This is a genomic window from Cobetia sp. AM6 (assembly GCF_009617955.1).
GTDB classification, from domain to species: Bacteria; Pseudomonadota; Gammaproteobacteria; order Pseudomonadales; family Halomonadaceae; genus Cobetia; species Cobetia amphilecti.
The window spans coordinates 2234243-2250297 of sequence record NZ_AP021868.1 but is presented as its reverse complement, the minus strand read 5'-3'; the positions used below and the strand labels follow the sequence as shown (position 1 = coordinate 2250297).

Sequence of the window (16055 nt, the reverse complement as noted above, 5' to 3'; positions counted from 1 at the left end):
TCAGGGTCCTTTTCTGGTGTCGGCGGTCGCCGAAGGCGTCGCGCGGCTAGTCGAGCGGCTAAAGGCGTGGCGCAGGAAGTACAGGGCGGCGCTGATCATCGCGTAGGCGATGAAGCTGGAGACCCAGACCTTGGGAATATCGAGGCCCATGGCGGTGGTGGTGTGATACTGGAACTGACGCAGGCTTTCCTGCACGCAGATCCAACCGGCCACGGCGCAGACGGCGCCGGTCACCAGGGCGAGGAGACGATCATAGAAAGCGCGCGCGGTAGGGCCGAGGCGCTCCGGCAATACGGTGATGGCGATATGGCCATGGGTGCGTGCCAGTTCCGGCGTCGCCAGCGAAATCGAGAGGCATAGCAGATAAGCCACCATCGCGCCGGACCACAGGGTGGGCGAGTTGAAGAAGTAGCGCGCGATGACTTCCAGCCAGAAGCACAGGACGATGCCACACAAGGTGACACCGCCCAGAAGGAAGCCTGCTCGCGTCACGCCGTCATGCACACGTGCAAGCAGGGTTAGCATGGTGGATTCCTTACTCGCTGACGGTGGTCAGGTTCTTCTCGATCGCCAGTTCACGCATGGCGGTCACCGTGTCCGGGGTCTTGTCGATGCCCAGCTGCCAGATGCCGTCCGTAACGAGGGCATCCAGACGCTCGGCGTCTTCCGGCGCGAATTCGGTGGCCTGCATGCCGGCTTCGTCCAGCGCCTTCCACTCTTCGATGGCCAGTTCATCCAGGATCGGGATGATCTCGGTCTCCAGCTCGCGGCCTTCGTCGAGCAGCACTTGCTGCTGTTCCGGCGACAGGGAGTTGAAGGCGTTGAGATTCATCAGCACGAAGTTGTAGGTCTGACCGAAGGTCGGCTTGGAGTAGTAGCCGGCGACTTCCTGCCAGCCCATGTCCTTGACGCCATTCAGGCCCCAGGCCGCGCCGTCGATCACGCCACGGTCCATGGCGGAATAGACATCGCCACTGGACATCAGCACCGGCGTACCGCCCAGGCCCTTGGTGACGTTGGTGTAGGTGGGGCTGCCGCGCAGACGGCGGCCATCCAGGCCCGGCGTCCCGGTGATCGGCTCCTTCAGCACGTACTGGAAGCCGTGGCTGCCCAGCGGCGGAATCGCGATCAGCTTGAGGCCCAGGCCGTTGTAGTGCTCATCGACCATGTCCCACAGGCCGGATTCACGTGTCTGTTCCGGATTCACCGCCACGCCATCCATCGCGGCGCCGACGCCGGTGGTGTTGGTGTGGTAAGCAGCATGGGTATACAGCAGCTGGAAGACACCGGCCGCGACAGGCTGCAGCTGCTCGAAGGGCGGCACCACATCCGGGCCGGTCAGCTTGATGGTGAGGTCGGCGGCCTTGTTGGCTTCGACTTCCTTGATGAAGCGTTGGGCAATCTCGCGGGAGTAGGCAGTGGTCTGGTCGTAACTGGACAGCATGCGCAATTCGGTGGCCATGGACTGGGTGGCCGGGAGGAGTGCGAGCAGCGGGAGCAGAAGAGCGGGCTTGAGGGTTTTCATGACAGTATCCACGTTATCGTTATTGTGAGCGGGGCAGTGCATGCGGGACTTCTCGTGACCATGATGCTGCGTCCGGGAGATGCATGCGGTACCTGTCCCTGCTTCTTGTTGTGATGGTACGCCTTCAATCTATGAGGCCCTCCCTTCGCGGTCAACGAATCATCAGCCTTTTGGGCTTTCAAATTTCAATACGCAGTATTTGCCAGATTTATGTAAGAAAATATGTGTGTATTGTGCCATGACAACATGCGGGGATTGTGATGGGGAATAGGCCGATTGATGGCAGAAAAGGCAGGCAAGTCGTCGCAAGGATGGTGGGCAGTCGATCGCGAAAATCTTCCTGAAGCCATCTGCTCGCTCAGCAAGCTGGTCAAGAAGATAGTCAGTAGAATGGCGGGCATAAATCATCGAGTGAATGAAGCTGAACACAGGAAAGCCCCCGTTGCCGATGACCTCTTGTGAGTCTCGGCAACGGGGGCTCTCGGGTATTACATCACTGTCTGACACGCACTGAGTGCAACCGTTATCCTGGCCAGGCAGGTTAGTGAGTCAGCATGGCCAGTCAGCGCGCCGCGGACTCGGTCGAGAGAGTCAGGCTCGGCTTGCGCAGCGCCAGCGGCATCAGCGCCAGCGAGACCGGCAGGCCGATCATCACCGGGTGCAGGCCGAAGGGATGGCCCAGCACCTGCCAGAGCACGGCGGTGGCCAGCCCGCCCCACATCATGATCACCCCGCCACGCGGGTCTGGCGTGCGACGGCACAGTGCGACCACCGTCGGCACCAGCACACCGCAGACCAGCATTGCGCTGCCGAGAATCCAGATATCGAGCAGACGCGGTGCATAGAGTGCCAGGCCCAGTGAAATCAAGGACATGGAGACCACCGAGTGGCGGCTCATGCGCAGCATGAAGGCATCATCGCGGCCCTTCATGCGCGGCTTGATGATGTCGTTGGCAATCGAGGACGCGCCGGCGATGAAGAACGAATCGGCGCATGAGATGATGGTCGCCAGCAGCACCACGACCATGCTGACCATCAATGGCAGCGGGAGTGTCGCTTTGATGATGGCGTAGAAGGACAGGTCCGAATTGGCCACCGCGATATCCAGGCCCAGTTTCGCAAAGGCGCCGATCAGGACCACGGCAGCGCCGACCAGCAGCGTGAAGACGATGGCGACGGCGTAGCCGGTGCGTGCCGCCTTGAGGCTGCGTGCGGCCCAGAAGCGCTGCCACAGGTCCTGGCGCACGAACTGATAGGCGCCGATGGTCAGCATGTAGACTGCCAGTTCATGACCCGAAATGCCGGTCAGGCTCAGGAAGTCAGGGTTGCCTTCGGGCATGGGTGCCGCGCTGATGGACTCCCAGCTGCCGCTGGCGTAGTAGACGGTGACCAGCAGGAAGAAGATGCCCAGGGTCTGCAGGGTGCCCAGGATGGCATCTGACCAGATGACCGCCATCAGGCCGCCCAGCCATGTCTTGGCGGTCAGCAGTGCCCAGGTCAGCAGGATGCCCACCGGCAGTGCCAGGCCGAACACCAGCTTGAGCACCGTGGCCACGGCCACGAACTGCATGCCGGTGATGGCCGCGTAGGCACACAGGATACTGAGCAGGGTCGGCACCCTGACGCCTTCGCCAAAGCGACTGACCAGGAAGTCGGCCAGTGTCACCATGTTGAGGCGCTCGCCTTCGGCGTGGATCCTGCCGATGAAGAAGTACAGCGCGATGCCCGCGAAGGTCATGCCCACCGGCAGCCACAGCTGGCCCATGCCGAAGGTGTAACCCTTGGAGACGAAGCCCAGCAGGGTAGAACCGCCGACGGCGGTACCGATCAGTGTACAGATCAGCGGGAAGGTCGAGGTGGAACGGCCTGCGACATTGTAATCATCATAGGTCTTGATGTGGCGGAAGAAATAGAGCGAAAGCCCCATCAGAAATACGCCACATGCTATGATCATGATCGAGAGAATGAAGGTTTCTCTGGTATCGAACATCGTCGTGTTTTCCGCTTTATTGATTTTGTATTGATCGTCATTGCTGTCTTGAGTGAGAGGGAATATATCACTCGAGGGCAGACGTCGGTGACGCGGTGCTGACTTTATTGCTATCTGGGTGTCGGCGAGAGTGCGTTTCATTGCGCTCTTGCCGGTCGCGCCACTTTCGGGACAGGAACAATCACCATGCGACCCATACATGACACGCTGGACTGGAACCTGCTGAGAACATTCATCGTCATCGTCCAGGAGGAAAGTGTCAGTCGGGCCGCGGCGCGTCTCTACCTGTCACAGCCAGCGGTGAGTCTGTCACTCAAGCGCCTGGAAGAGCGCCTGGGGCAGCGTCTGATCGAACGGGACAGTCACAGCTTTCGCGTGACGGGGGCGGGGCAGGTGGTCTATCGCGAGGCGGTGGAGATCTACGCCAACGTGGCGCGTCTCGCCTCTGAGGTGGGCAACAGTCATACGGAGATTTCCGGGCATGTCTCGCTCCTGTTCATCACCGGCATCGAATGCCGATTCCTTGATAGCGTGTTCGCGCGCTTTCATCGCTGTTTCCCCCAGGTCACTTTCTCGATCCAGGAAATGTCCAGTCACGAGGTGCAGCAGGGTCTGCTGCAGCGCCAGGGGGCCTTGGGTATCTGTCTGGCCCAGCAGACGCCCGAGCAGCTGATGTCTCAGGTGCTGGCGCGCCAGAGCTACCGCTATTTCTGTGGTCGCATGCATCCGTTGTTCGGTCAGCAGAATCTGCCGCTGGAGGCGCTGCGCAATGAGCGTTATGTCTCCTTTGGCAGTGAGCAGCTCGATGGCGTGCTGTCACCGCTGGCGATGTTCCGCGCCCGCGAGGGCTTGCAGGGCCCGGTGATCGGTCAATCCAGCAGCCTGCAGGAAATCCGCCGCATGGTGCTGGCCGGCTGGGGAATCGGCTGCATGCCGGAACACACCGTGCGGCGCGAGATCGACGAAGGGCAGCTCTGGCCCTTGCCACCCTATGGGGGCGTGGCCGATATCGATCTGCACCTGATGTGGCATCGTGAAGCGCGTTTCAGTGCCGCCGAATCCACCTTTGTCGACTTCCTGCACAACGCGCTGGCCAAGGTGCCGCTGGAAGAACGCTTGCATCGTGGTCTCGAAATGCAACTGCCGGACACGAATGCCGTGCTGGCCAGTGACGGTGCGCCGGGTGGTGATACGCCCGCCACTTGAGTCACCTTTGAGACAAGTTCAAGACGTTGTGCTGGAGCCCGTCCTGCAGCGCGTTCTGAATGGCCCGCGCCGCTGTCACCAGACAGTCCGGGTGGCAGCGGCGCTTCGGGGGCGACCCTCGAGGGCCGACCGACGGCTCAATAGGCCAGATTGATCCAGGTGGTCTTCAGGTCGGAGTACTTGTCCAGCGCGTGCAGTGACTTGTCACGCCCGAATCCGGACTGCTTGACGCCACCGAAGGGCACGCTGATATCGCCATCGGCGTAGCAGTTGACCCACACCAGCCCCGCCTTCAAACGCCGCGAGACACGATGGGCACGTGCCAGATCCCGCGTCCACAGCCCAGCGCCCAGGCCATAGATGGAATCATTGGCCAGTTCGATGGCCTCTTCCTCGCCGCTGAAGCGGGTCACGCCCAGCACCGGGCCGAAGATTTCCTCGCGCATCACGGTGCTGTTCTGGCCGCCTTCCACGATGGTCGGCTCCAGATACCAGCCGCCGGAGGTGGCGTCGCCGGGGGCGATGGCACGGCCGCCCTGGTGCAGCGTCATGCCTTCCGATAGCGCCGTCTCGACGAAGCCGAGCACCTTCTCGTGGTGGTCCGCACTGACCAGTGCGCCCATGCGCGTGGCCGGGTCGAGCGGGTCACCGGCCGGCATGGCACGGGCGCAGGCGATCAGGCGCGGCATGAAGTCATCGAAGATGGCCTCATCGACGTACAGGCGTGAACCGGCGATGCAGACTTCGCCCTGATTGATGAAGATGGCATCGGCGGCGGCGCGAGCGGCCTGGTCCAGGTCCGGGCAATCGGCGAACACGATATGCGGCGACTTGCCGCCACACTCCAGCCACACACGCTTGAGGTTGGAGTCGCTGGCGTAGCGCATGAAGCGCTTGCCGGTCGCGGTGGAGCCGGTGAAGGCCAGCGCATCGACTTCCATGTGCAGGCCAAGCGCCTGACCCGCTACCGCGCCCAGGCCTGGCGTGACGTTGAACACGCCCGCCGGAATGCCGGCTTCATCGGCCAGCGCCGCCAGACGCAGCGCACTCAGGCTTGAGGCTTCGGCCGGCTTGAGCACCACGCTGTTGCCCAGCGCCAGCGCCGGCGCGAACTTCCAGGAGGCGATCATCAGCGGGAAGTTCCACGGCACCACCGCCGCGACCACGCCCAGCGCTTCACGGGTAATGGTGGCGTGCACGTTCTCGCCGGTAGGCGCGATCTCGTCGTAATGCTTGTCGATGGCCTCGGCGTACCAGGCCACCGAGCGCGCGGTTTCCGCCAGATCGAAGCCCAGGCTGTCGCCGATCGGCTTGCCCATTTCCAGCGTCTGCAGCAGGGCCAGTTCTTCGGCATTGTCGCTGATCAGCTGGGAAAAGCGCTGCAGCACGGCCTTGCGGGCCTGGGGGGACTGACGTGACCAGACACCGGAGTCGAAGGCGCGACGCGCGGCCATCACGGCGCGGTCGATGTCCTGCTCGGTGCAGGCGGTGACATGCGCCAGCACTTCACCGGTGGCCGGGTTATACGCCGGGAAGGTGTCGCAGCCGGTGCTTTCCACATAAGCACCGTCGATGAAGGCACGCGTCTCGAAGGTCAGCGCGGCGGCGCGCAGCTGCCAGTCGGCATGCGTCAGCGGAACGGAGGTTGCAGTGGTTGCGCTCATTGGGCGTTCTCCACGGTGTTGTGGGGCGCATTGGCTTCGTCATTGCCAGAGCTGGTGCTGACGACACCGGCACGCTTGAGCATCGCCAGCAGCAGCACGTTGGCACCGGCTTCGAGATCGGCAGGCTCGGCGTTCTCGCTCTCGTTGTGGCTGATGCCGTCTTCGCAGGGTACGAAGATCATCGCCACCGGATTGATACCGGCGATCTGCACGGCGTCGTGACCGGCGCCGGTTTCCATGTCGCGGAAGCTGAGTTCCAGCTCCTGGCTGGCGCTGCGCACCATCTCGACCAGTTCCGGCGCGAAGGGCGTCGGTGGAATGTGCTGGACCTCGATCAGTTCGACATCGACCCGCTGCCTGTCGCTCTGGTTGGCGGTGTGATGCTTGAGGCACAGCGCCTTGAGCTGGTCGTGCATCTCGGCGAGCACCGCCGGCTCCAGGTGGCGCAGGTCGACGCTGAAGCGCACCTGGCCCGGAATCACGTTGCGCGAGTTGGGATGCACATTGAATTCGCCACAGGTGACGCGACCGTTGGGCTGATAGGCATCGGCCAGCGTCAGGATGTCGCTGACCAGCGCGCAGGCGGTCTTGAGCGCATCGCGGCGGTAGGGCATCGGTGTCGGGCCGGCGTGGGCTTCCTGACCGCTGACCACCACGTCGAACCAGTGCAGACCCAGCGAGCCGGTGACGGCACCGATGGTGATCTCTTCCTGCTCCAGCACCGGGCCCTGCTCGATATGCGCCTCGAAATAGGCGCCGAAATCGTGGCTGCCCACCGGCACGTCGCCGGCATAGCCGGTGCGCGCCAGTGACGCGGCAACGCTGTCGCCGTCGCGGTCGGTGGCGGCCAGTGCCTTCTCGAGCGGAATCAGGCCCGCATGCACCCCGGACCCCATCATCACCGGCACGAAGCGGCTGCCTTCCTCGTTGGTCCAGATCACCACTTCCAGCGGGGCTTCGGTCTCGATGCCGTGCTCATCCAGCACGCGCATGACTTCCAGGCCAGCCAGCACGCCGAAGCAGCCGTCGAACTTGCCGCCGGTGGGCTGGGTGTCGATGTGGCTGCCGGTGGCGACCGGCGGCAGGCTGTCATTGCGGCCCGGGCGACGGGCGAAGATGTTGCCGATCTCGTCGACGCGCAGCGTGAGGCCTGCGGCCTCGAGCCAGCCGGTGACCAGCTCGCGGCCGGCGCGGTCTTCTTCGGTGAGTGCCAGGCGGCAGTTGCCGCCCTTGGGCGTCGCGCCGATCTCGGCCAATGTCATCAGCGCGTCCCACAGGCGCTTGCCATCGACGCGCAGGGCGAGGGAGTCCAGCACGTCTTGAGTCGCTTGAGTTGTGGATGTGCTCATGTCAGATACCTCCCTTGTCGTTGCGTGTCAGGGCGTCTTCACGGATGCCGCTGAGCAGCTTGCCCGGGGCGATGCCGTCCGGGTCATAGCGCAGCTCGATCAGGGCCGGCAGACGCTCGCGGTCGGCAAATTCCAGCGCGCGCGTGAAGCTTTCCTCGAAGTCCTCGTCCTTCTCCACCACCTGACCCAGGCCGCCGTAGGCGGTGACCAGGGCGGCGAAGTCCGGGTTGGTGAAGGTCAGCGCGATCTCGCGGCCCGGGAAGTCATTTTCCTGGTGGGCGCGGATGGTGCCCCACATGCCGTTGTTGAACACCAGCACCACGACGCCGAGGCGGTACTGCAGCGCCACACCAAGTTCCTGCAGGTTCATCTGGAAGCAGCCATCACCGGCGTAGCAGACAGCGGGGCGTTCCGGGAACTCCAGCTTGCTGGAAATGGCGGCGGGCAGGCCGTAACCCATGGAACCGACGGTCGGGGCCAGCGAGCTGCCCAGGCCACGGAAGCGCACATAGCGGTGGGCGTAGAGCGCGTAGTTGCCGGCGCCGACGCTGATGCAGCCCTTGCCATCGAGAATGCGGTCGACGGTCAGACTGACCTTGTCCAGGCTCAGCGGGCCCGGCGACGGCTGCTCTTCCAGCGTGGCTAGATAGGCGGCGCGCGCCTCGCGGGTAATGCCGGACCAGCGCGGCGCGCTATCCGGGGACAGGGTGGAGAGCGCCAGTGCAAAGCCGTTGACGTCGGTATTGATGGCCAGCGTCGGCTGATAGACGCGGCCCAGCTCTTCCGGGTCTGCGTAGATGTGCACCAGCTTCTGGGTCGGCACCGGCGACTGGATCCAGCTGTAGCCTTCGCTGGTGGCTTCGCCGATACGGGTGCCGACGGCGATCACCAGGTCACTCTCGACCAGCTGCTGACGCAGCGCATCATGCATGCCCATGCCGACGTGACCGGCGAATTGCGGCAGTTCGGCATCGACGCACTCCAGACGGCGCCAGGCGACACCGGTGGGGATATCGAAGCGCTCGGCGAAGCCTTCCAGCGCGACCTGGGCATCGCGGGTCCAGCCGCTGCCACCGACCAGCAGGAAGGGGCGCTCGGCAGTCGCGAGCAGGCGCTTGAGCTCATCGAGCTGCGGCTGACCCGGGTAGGTGGCCAGACGCGGGTGCGGCTTGACGTCCGCGACCTGGGCTTCGCCCCACAGGGTGTCTTCGGGCAGTGCCAGCACCACCGGGCCCGGACGGCCGCTGCGTGCCACCTGATAGGCACGCGCGATGTATTCCGGAATGCGCGAGGTGTCGTCGATCTGCGCGACCCACTTGGTCATCTCGCCGAACATGCGGCGGTAATCGATTTCCTGGAAGGCTTCGCGCTCGATGAAGTCGCCCCCGACCTGACCGATGAACAGGATCATCGGCGTGGAATCCTGATAGGCGGTGTGCACGGCGATGGAGGCGTTGGTGGCGCCCGGGCCACGGGTGACGAAGCACACGCCCGGCTCGTTGGTCAGCTTGCCGTAGGCTTCGGCCATGTAGCCTGCGCCACTTTCCTGGCGGCAGACGATGGGCTCGATGGAGCCCTTGTGCTCATTGAGTGCATCGATGCACGGCAGGTAGCTTTCGCCCGGCACCAAGAAGACACGCTTGGTACCGTGCAGACGGATCTGATCGACGAGAATCTGCCCGCCATTGCGCAGCGGCAGAGTGGAAGCGGAGGAAGTGTTCGCGGCCTGAGTCATGGGAGTGCTCTCGTTGTTGAGAATTCGAATGTTGAGAATTCGGATGTTGAGAAATCGGTGTTGAGACGTCGGTAGTTTTGACGCGGTAATGAATTCGGTGCGGCGCTCAGCAGGGCAGCGGCTCAGGTCTGAGGCGCGGTGCTGTCGACGGGCATCGGGTCAGCGCCGCGAGCGGGCATGAGGTCGTAAAGCGCCTCGAGCTGTTCGGGGTAGATGACGCAACGCGCCTGCAGCCCCTGCTGATTGGCCCAGTGCTGGTCGGTACCCAGCCCGTGCTTCCAGCGCCACGGGCCATCGATGGCCAGCCGGCGATGGGTCTTGCAGGCTCTCGCCAGCCGCTGACGCCACGGCTTGAGCGTCTCGGTGATGGTGGCGGCGGGCTGGTCGGGCATCAGGCCCAGATCCGTGGCCAGATCCCCGGTACCGATCAGCGCTCCCAGCAGGCGTGGCGTGTCATCGCCCGCGGCGAGCAGTTCCTCGGCGGCCAGCAGTCCGGCCTGGCTTTCCAGCGTCGCGACGCTCTTCAGGCTGCCCCGTGGCAGGTCATGCAGGGCTTCCTGCTCGGCGAGGGCGTCATCCAGCGCGGCCAGCTGGGCGCGTTGCCCGACGGCGGGCAGGAAGATGGCGGCGGGAGTCCCGGTGGGATCGCCCAGGGTGGTGCTGATCAGCTCTGCCAGCTCTTCGCGACCGCCGTGCTCCAGCAGGTTGAGGCGCACGGCCGGCCACACCTTCAGGGCACGGGCGCGTCTGGCGAAGTCGGCGAAGCGACTGATGGCAAGCTTGCGTCCGGCGGCCGGGGTGAACTCTTCGAGATCGACCACGATGGCATCGGCGCCGCTGGTGAGGGCGGCCTGCAGACGGGCGTCGTCGTCACCCGGCACGAACAGCCAGCGCTGGGGAAGCTTGTGGTCCATGGCGGTGGTCATCACTCAGCCCTCCATCAGGTTGGGCAGGAACAGCACGAGTTCCGGAATGAAGGTGATCAGCATCAGCACGGTCAGCATCGCGCCCAGCATCAGGCCCAGCGGGCGCAGCGAGTCGCTGACGTTGATGCCCGCGATGCGACAGGCGGCCATCAGGTCGATCCCCAGCGGCGGCGTATTGGCGCCGATGGCCAGATTGACGGTCAGCAGTACCCCGAAGTGCACCGGGCTGATGCCGTATTGCGCCAGCAGCGGCATCACGATGGGCGTCACGATGATGATGATTGCCACGCTTTCCATGAAGGACCCCAGTACCAGCAGCACGGCGGTCAGCAGCAGCAGGACGCTGATGCGGCTGTCGGTGAATTCGCCGATCAGCTGGGCGATGGCCTGCGGCACCTGCTCGTAGGTCAGGCCCCAGGCGAACATGCCGGCCGCACCGATGATCAGCAGGATGGCGCCGGTGGTCTCGGCGGTTGCGCGGACACTGTCCAGGAAGCCGCGCCAGGTCAGGCTGCGATAGACACAGGTGCCGATGATGATGGCGTAGAGAATCGCGGAGGCGGCGGCTTCGGTGGGCGTGAAGACCCCGAAGCGGATACCGCCGATGATCATCACCGGTACCATCAGTGCCGGCATGGCACTGAGCAGGGCGCGGCGTCGCTCGCCGGGCACACGGGCCGCGACACCGCCCGACCAGCCATGCTTGCGTGACATGTAGAGGGCGACGCCGACCAGCGCGACGGTCAGCATCAGGCCGGGGATGATGCCGCCCATGAACAGCTGGCCCACCGAGGTATTGGAGGTGGTGCCGTAGACGATCATCACGATGCTGGGCGGAATCACGGTGCCGATGGAGCTGGCGGTACCGACCAGCGCACTGCTGAAGCCCTTGTCATAGCCGTTGCGGGCCATGGTGGGCAGCAGCATGCTGCCGATGGCGATCACGTCCGCCACGCCGGAGCCGGACAGCGCGCCGAACATCATGCAGGCAAGAACCGCGACCACTGCCAAGCCGCCGCGGATGTCACCGACCATCGCCATGCACAGGCGTACCAGGCGTTCGGTCAGCCCGGCGCGGTTCATCAACTGGGCGGCGAGCACGAACAGCGGGATCGCCAGCAGGGTGAAGCTTTCCATTCCGGCCACGAACTGCTGCGCGGAGACCATCATGGGCGCGGCACCAAAGGCCAGCAGGTAGAAGAGGGCCGACATCAACAGCGCGAAGGCGATGGGAATGTCGATGAGGATGCCGAGCGCGAAGACGCCGAGCAGAGCCAGGGCGCCGAGTGTCATGGGGCATCTCCTTGGCGAGATGAAGCGTTGTCAGACGCAGTGGTATCTGTCTCGTGAATCTCGGCTGCGATGGCCGAAGGGCTCAACAGATGCTCAAGCTGGATCAGGGCCATTGCGGTGCAGCACAGCGGCACGGACAGATAGACGATACCGGCCGGAATCTGCAGCGCAGTGGTGGTCTGACGCATGGTGATGGCGGTCAGGTCCATGCCTGCCTTGGCCAGCATCATCAGCATGATCAGGATCATGACGTCAGTGATGCGGCAGGTGATGCGCTGGATACGCACCGAGCGCACCAGCAGCGGCAGCAGGCCCGCACTCAGATGCGTGCGGTTGCGGGTGCAGGACACCGCGGCCAGCAGGGTGGTCCATACCAGTACCAGCTGCGGCAACTCTTCTGCCCAGTGCGGCGGCTGACCCATGACCCAGCGCATGAAGACGGTCCAGATCACCAGTGCCGACAGCGCGGCGACTCCGCTGGCAGCCAGGGCCAGACAGCCCCGGCAGCTCCAACGTGAGAGGGTGATCATCAGGGTACGCACGGCACACAACACGGCCAGCGGCTTGACGGAGGGAGTGGCGGAAGACATCGTCACTCGCCCTTGCGGTATTGCTCGACCAGGCCCATCAGCTCAGGCCCGAAGACGTCGGTGTACTCGGCCCAGACACCCTGCACCTTGGCATTGAAGGGCGCGGTATCGACCTCGTTGACCTGCATGCCGGCCTCTTCCAGCTTGGCGACCAGCTCGGCGTCATCCTTCTGGGTCATCGCGCGCTGCTTGTCACGCCATTCGTCGGCGCTCTTCTGCACTGCCGCCTGATCCTGCTCGGAAAGCTGGTTCCAGGTGAAGTTGGACATGGTCAGACACGCCGGTGCCCAGACGTGACCGGTGAGGGAGACGTAGTCCTGCACTTCGCTGAAGGAAGAGGAATAGATGATGGCCAGCGGGTTTTCCTGGGCATCGAACACGCCCTGCTGCAGCGCGGAGTAGAGCTCACCGAAGGACAGCGGTGCGGGGCTTGAGCCCAGCGCGGTGAAGGTATCCAGACGCATCTTGTCCGGCGTGACGCGAATCTTCAGACCCGCGAGGTCTTCCGGGGTGGTGATGGGGCCACGGTTGTTGGTGACGTGACGGAAGCCGTTCTCCCACCACGACAGGATCTTCATGTTGTGCTCGTCGGCGATGTCCTCGAGCGCATCGCCCAGCTTGCCGTCATAGGCTGCGTAGGCGTGTTCGCGGTCCGGCCAGGAGTAGGGCAGTTCGACGATGCCGAAGCGCGCATCCAGCGGCTGGAAGGAACCACAGCCGATCACGCCGGCCGGCACACTGCCGATCTGCATGCCTTCGACGACGGTCTTCTCGTTGCCGAGCTGACCACTGGGGAAGACCTGGAAATTGACGCGGCCATCAGTGGCCTCGGCGACTTCCTTGGCGAAGCCTTCCGCCGCGATGTTCCAGCTATGGGTGGGCGCCAGCACGTGGCCGAGCTTGATATCCTGGGCCTGAGCGGCGCTCAGCGGCAAGGCACAGGCCACCGCGATGGCGGTGGTCAGCAGGGCTGGCTTCAACTGGACGGATTTCATCGGGACACCTCTTGGAGTTGTTATCATCGTGACAGGCGCCTCTGTGTGCGCCTTGAGCCAAGAGTGTGTTCTGCTCGTGTATTTCGGTAGTTTCGATTTTTTATTCTTGGTATTAACCAGATTTATGCTGGGTCTGGATGTCCCGCCGACCTAACGGTTCAGCGATATGTATACCGTTATCTTTCTTGTCGTCTTTTGCAGGTCTGGCAGGCCTGAGAGAAGTACAGTCATCGGGATACGCAACACAAGGCGCCCGCAAAGAAGCGAGTCTTCGCGGGCGCTGAGATATGACTGAGACTGCCTGGTTGGCGCCTCAATGTCGCCTGACTGTCGTTTAGGAACCGCTCCCGCGTCAGGCCACCGCCTTGTCCAGTGCCTGGCTGACATCGGCGATGATGTCGTCGATATGCTCGATCCCCACCGAGATGCGCACCAGATCCGCCGAGACGCCGGCCTTGGCCAGTTCTTCCTCGTTGAGCTGACGGTGAGTGGTGGAGGCCGGGTGACAGGCCAGTGACTTGGCATCGCCGATATTGACCAGGCGCAGAATCATCTGCAGCGCATCGATGAACTTGCCGCCGGCGATGCGCCCGGCTTCGGCCTTGTCGTCACCTGTCGCGTCCGTCTTGATGCCGAAACTGATGATGCCGGAGGCCTTGCCACCGGTGATCTTCTGGCAGGTGGCGTGATAGGGGCTGTCCGGCAGGGCACCGTAGTTGACCCAGCTGACGCTCGGGTGCTGTTGAAGGTATTCGGCCAGTGCGAGCGCATTGCTGCAGTGGCGCTCCATGCGCAGGCTGAGGGTTTCCAGGCCCTGCAACAGCAGGAAGGCACTCTGCGGTGACAGTGCCGCGCCGGTATTGCGCAGCGGCACCACGCGACAGCGACCGATATAGGCAGCCGGGCCGAAGGCTTCGGTGTAGACGACGCCGTGGTAGGAGGGGTCCGGCTCGTTGAGGATCGGGAAGCGGTCCTTGTTGGCGACCCAGTCGAACTTGCCGGAATCGATGATGATGCCACCCACGGTGGTCCCGTGGCCGCCGATGTACTTGGTCAGCGAATGGATCACGATATCGGCGCCGTGATCGAAGGCGCGGCACAGCACTGGCGTGGCGACGGTATTGTCGACGATGAGTGGCACGCCATGCTTGTGAGCGATCTCGGCCAGACGCGCGAGATCGACGATGTTGCCGGCAGGGTTGCCGATGGATTCGCAGAACACGGCGCGGGTCCTGTCATCGATCAGTGCTTCGAGGCCTTCGAAATCATCGAAGGCTGCCATGCGTACCTCGACCCCCTGACGCGGTAGGCTGTGGGCGAAGAGGTTGTAGGTGCCGCCATACAGCTGGCTGGTGCTGACGATGTTGTCGCCGACCTGTACCAGCGCCTGGATGGCATAGGTGATCGCCGCCATGCCGGATGACACCGCCAGCGCTGCGATACCGCCCTCGACGGCGGCCATGCGTTGCTCCAGCACGTCATTGGTCGGGTTCATGATGCGGGTATAGATGTTGCCCGGCACCTTGAGGTCGAAGAGATCCGCGCCATGCTGGGTATCATCGAAGGTGTAGGAAGTGGTCTGGTAGATCGGCACCGCCGCGGCCTTGGTGGTGGCTTCCGAGGTATAGCCGTGATGCAGGGCGAGGGATTCCAGCTTCATGTTGTCAACCGACATGACAGTGTCCTTGTGCGAGAGCGTGGCGAAGTTCTTGTTCTGTCGTGCGCTTTTCGTTCGTGCGCTTTTCGTTCGTGCTGTTTGCGATCGTGCGGCTGCGATCTGCCGCCAACACCAACAGGGGCGCATACCGCGACGACGCCCAACATTAGCAATGGGTCATCAGGATGTCTAAGCGTTTCCCGGCGCGGGCTGTGGCAGTGTCTTGAGAGCAACAGCTCGGAGATTCCACCATGGTGGGCACAGGAGACATGGATGTGACATCACAAGACATCATATGCCAGCAGAACTGGTTGCAAGGCCCGTATGGTGCGTTGTTCGTGGCCCGATGGCAGCCTGCCGTTCCGGCCATTAACCCAGTGCGTGCGCCCATCATTCTGCTGCATGACTCACTGGGCTGCGTGGCGCTGTGGCGAGGCTTTCCTGCAACGCTGGCGGTCAGTAGCGGACGCGAGGTAATCGCCTACGACCGGGCAGGCTTCGGCCGTTCGGAGGCACGCCATCACCCCATGCCGCTGGATTTCATCGAGCAGGAGGCTCGCGGCGACTTGCAGGCCGTGATCGAAGGGCTCGCGCTGGAGCGCTTCATCCTGCTTGGCCACAGTGTCGGCGGGGGCATGGCCATCGCCGGCGCCGCGACACATCATGCGCGTTGTCAGGCTGTTATCACGCTGGCGGCGCAGGCGATGGTCGAGGAGCTGACCCTGAACGGTATCCGTGAAGCGCAACGCCTGTTTGCCGAGCCCGACCAGCGCGCACGACTTGCCCGATATCACGGCTCCAGGACCGAGTGGGTGCTCAGCGCCTGGATCGATAGTTGGCTGGCCCCCGCTTTTCGTGACTGGTGTCTCGATGCCTCTCTGGCAGCGTTGCGTTGTCCGTTGCTGGTGATCCATGGCGCGCAGGATGAGTACGGAAGTGCTTCCCAGCCGGCGCGCCTGACCGAGAACGCGGGGCGCGGCGCTGAGCTGCATCTTCTCGACGACTGCGGACATGTTCCGCATCGCGAACAGCCAGAGGAAGTGATGACACGACTTGTTCGCTTCCTTGCCGCTTGCGCCTGACATCCAGCGCCTTGCCCTGACCGTCCCCCTTGCATGTCGACTC

At 63.7% G+C, this 16055-nt stretch carries 13 protein-coding genes; 2 read left to right on the top strand and 11 right to left on the bottom strand.

Annotated elements, in window-relative coordinates:
- The 3 genes from CLAM6_RS09550 to CLAM6_RS09540 all read right to left on the bottom strand — a co-directional run bounded on the left by CLAM6_RS09550 (position 1) and on the right by CLAM6_RS09540 (position 3515).
- On the bottom strand, positions 1-525 hold the full coding sequence (locus CLAM6_RS09550) for a TRAP transporter small permease (protein ID WP_153635884.1): 525 nt from the start codon (positions 523-525) through the stop codon (positions 1-3).
- Between the two features lie 10 nt (positions 526-535).
- Positions 536-1525 (bottom strand): TRAP transporter substrate-binding protein DctP, encoded by a 990-nt coding sequence (gene dctP, locus CLAM6_RS09545; RefSeq protein WP_172978676.1) that lies wholly within the window; start codon positions 1523-1525, stop codon positions 536-538.
- A 562-nt stretch (positions 1526-2087) separates the two neighbouring features.
- Complete coding sequence (locus tag CLAM6_RS09540; RefSeq protein WP_153635882.1) at positions 2088-3515, bottom strand: sodium:solute symporter family protein; 1428 nt, start codon at positions 3513-3515, stop codon at positions 2088-2090.
- A 186-nt stretch (positions 3516-3701) separates the two neighbouring features.
- On the opposite strand from CLAM6_RS09540, the gene CLAM6_RS09535 reads away from it, so the two are divergent.
- Positions 3702-4721, top strand: coding sequence for a LysR family transcriptional regulator (locus tag CLAM6_RS09535; protein WP_153635881.1), 1020 nt, complete (start codon positions 3702-3704; stop codon positions 4719-4721).
- Between the two features lie 137 nt (positions 4722-4858).
- Here CLAM6_RS09535 and CLAM6_RS09530 read toward each other — a convergent pair whose 3' ends face one another.
- From CLAM6_RS09530 to CLAM6_RS09495, 8 genes are all read right to left on the bottom strand, one after another.
- Entirely contained in the window at positions 4859-6385 is a 1527-nt protein-coding gene (locus tag CLAM6_RS09530; RefSeq protein WP_153635880.1) for an aldehyde dehydrogenase, read from the bottom strand.
- Entirely contained in the window at positions 6382-7734 is a 1353-nt protein-coding gene (locus tag CLAM6_RS09525) for a Zn-dependent hydrolase (protein WP_153635879.1), read from the bottom strand. The genes CLAM6_RS09530 and CLAM6_RS09525 overlap by 4 nt, the downstream gene beginning before the upstream one ends.
- Before the next feature lies 1 nt (position 7735).
- Positions 7736-9469, bottom strand: coding sequence for a thiamine pyrophosphate-binding protein (locus tag CLAM6_RS09520; RefSeq protein WP_153635878.1), 1734 nt, complete (start codon positions 9467-9469; stop codon positions 7736-7738).
- A gap of 122 nt (positions 9470-9591) precedes the next feature.
- Entirely contained in the window at positions 9592-10395 is an 804-nt protein-coding gene (locus CLAM6_RS09515) for an aldolase/citrate lyase family protein (RefSeq protein WP_153635877.1), read from the bottom strand.
- A 3-nt stretch (positions 10396-10398) separates the two neighbouring features.
- Entirely contained in the window at positions 10399-11688 is a 1290-nt protein-coding gene (locus CLAM6_RS09510; protein ID WP_054556959.1) for a TRAP transporter large permease, read from the bottom strand.
- Positions 11685-12278, bottom strand: coding sequence for a TRAP transporter small permease (locus CLAM6_RS09505; protein WP_225346708.1), 594 nt, complete (start codon positions 12276-12278; stop codon positions 11685-11687). Before CLAM6_RS09505 ends, CLAM6_RS09510 begins: the two co-directional genes overlap by 4 nt.
- Before the next feature lie 2 nt (positions 12279-12280).
- Entirely contained in the window at positions 12281-13273 is a 993-nt protein-coding gene (locus CLAM6_RS09500) for a TRAP transporter substrate-binding protein (protein WP_153635876.1), read from the bottom strand.
- 352 nt (positions 13274-13625) lie between these two features.
- Positions 13626-14933 (bottom strand): O-acetylhomoserine aminocarboxypropyltransferase/cysteine synthase family protein, encoded by a 1308-nt coding sequence (locus CLAM6_RS09495; protein ID WP_153636880.1) that lies wholly within the window; start codon positions 14931-14933, stop codon positions 13626-13628.
- Between the two features lie 374 nt (positions 14934-15307).
- Between CLAM6_RS09495 and CLAM6_RS09490 the strand changes: the two genes are divergently transcribed.
- Positions 15308-16012 (top strand): alpha/beta fold hydrolase, encoded by a 705-nt coding sequence (locus CLAM6_RS09490; protein WP_225346707.1) that lies wholly within the window; start codon positions 15308-15310, stop codon positions 16010-16012.
- Positions 16013-16055: the final 43 nt, after the last annotated feature.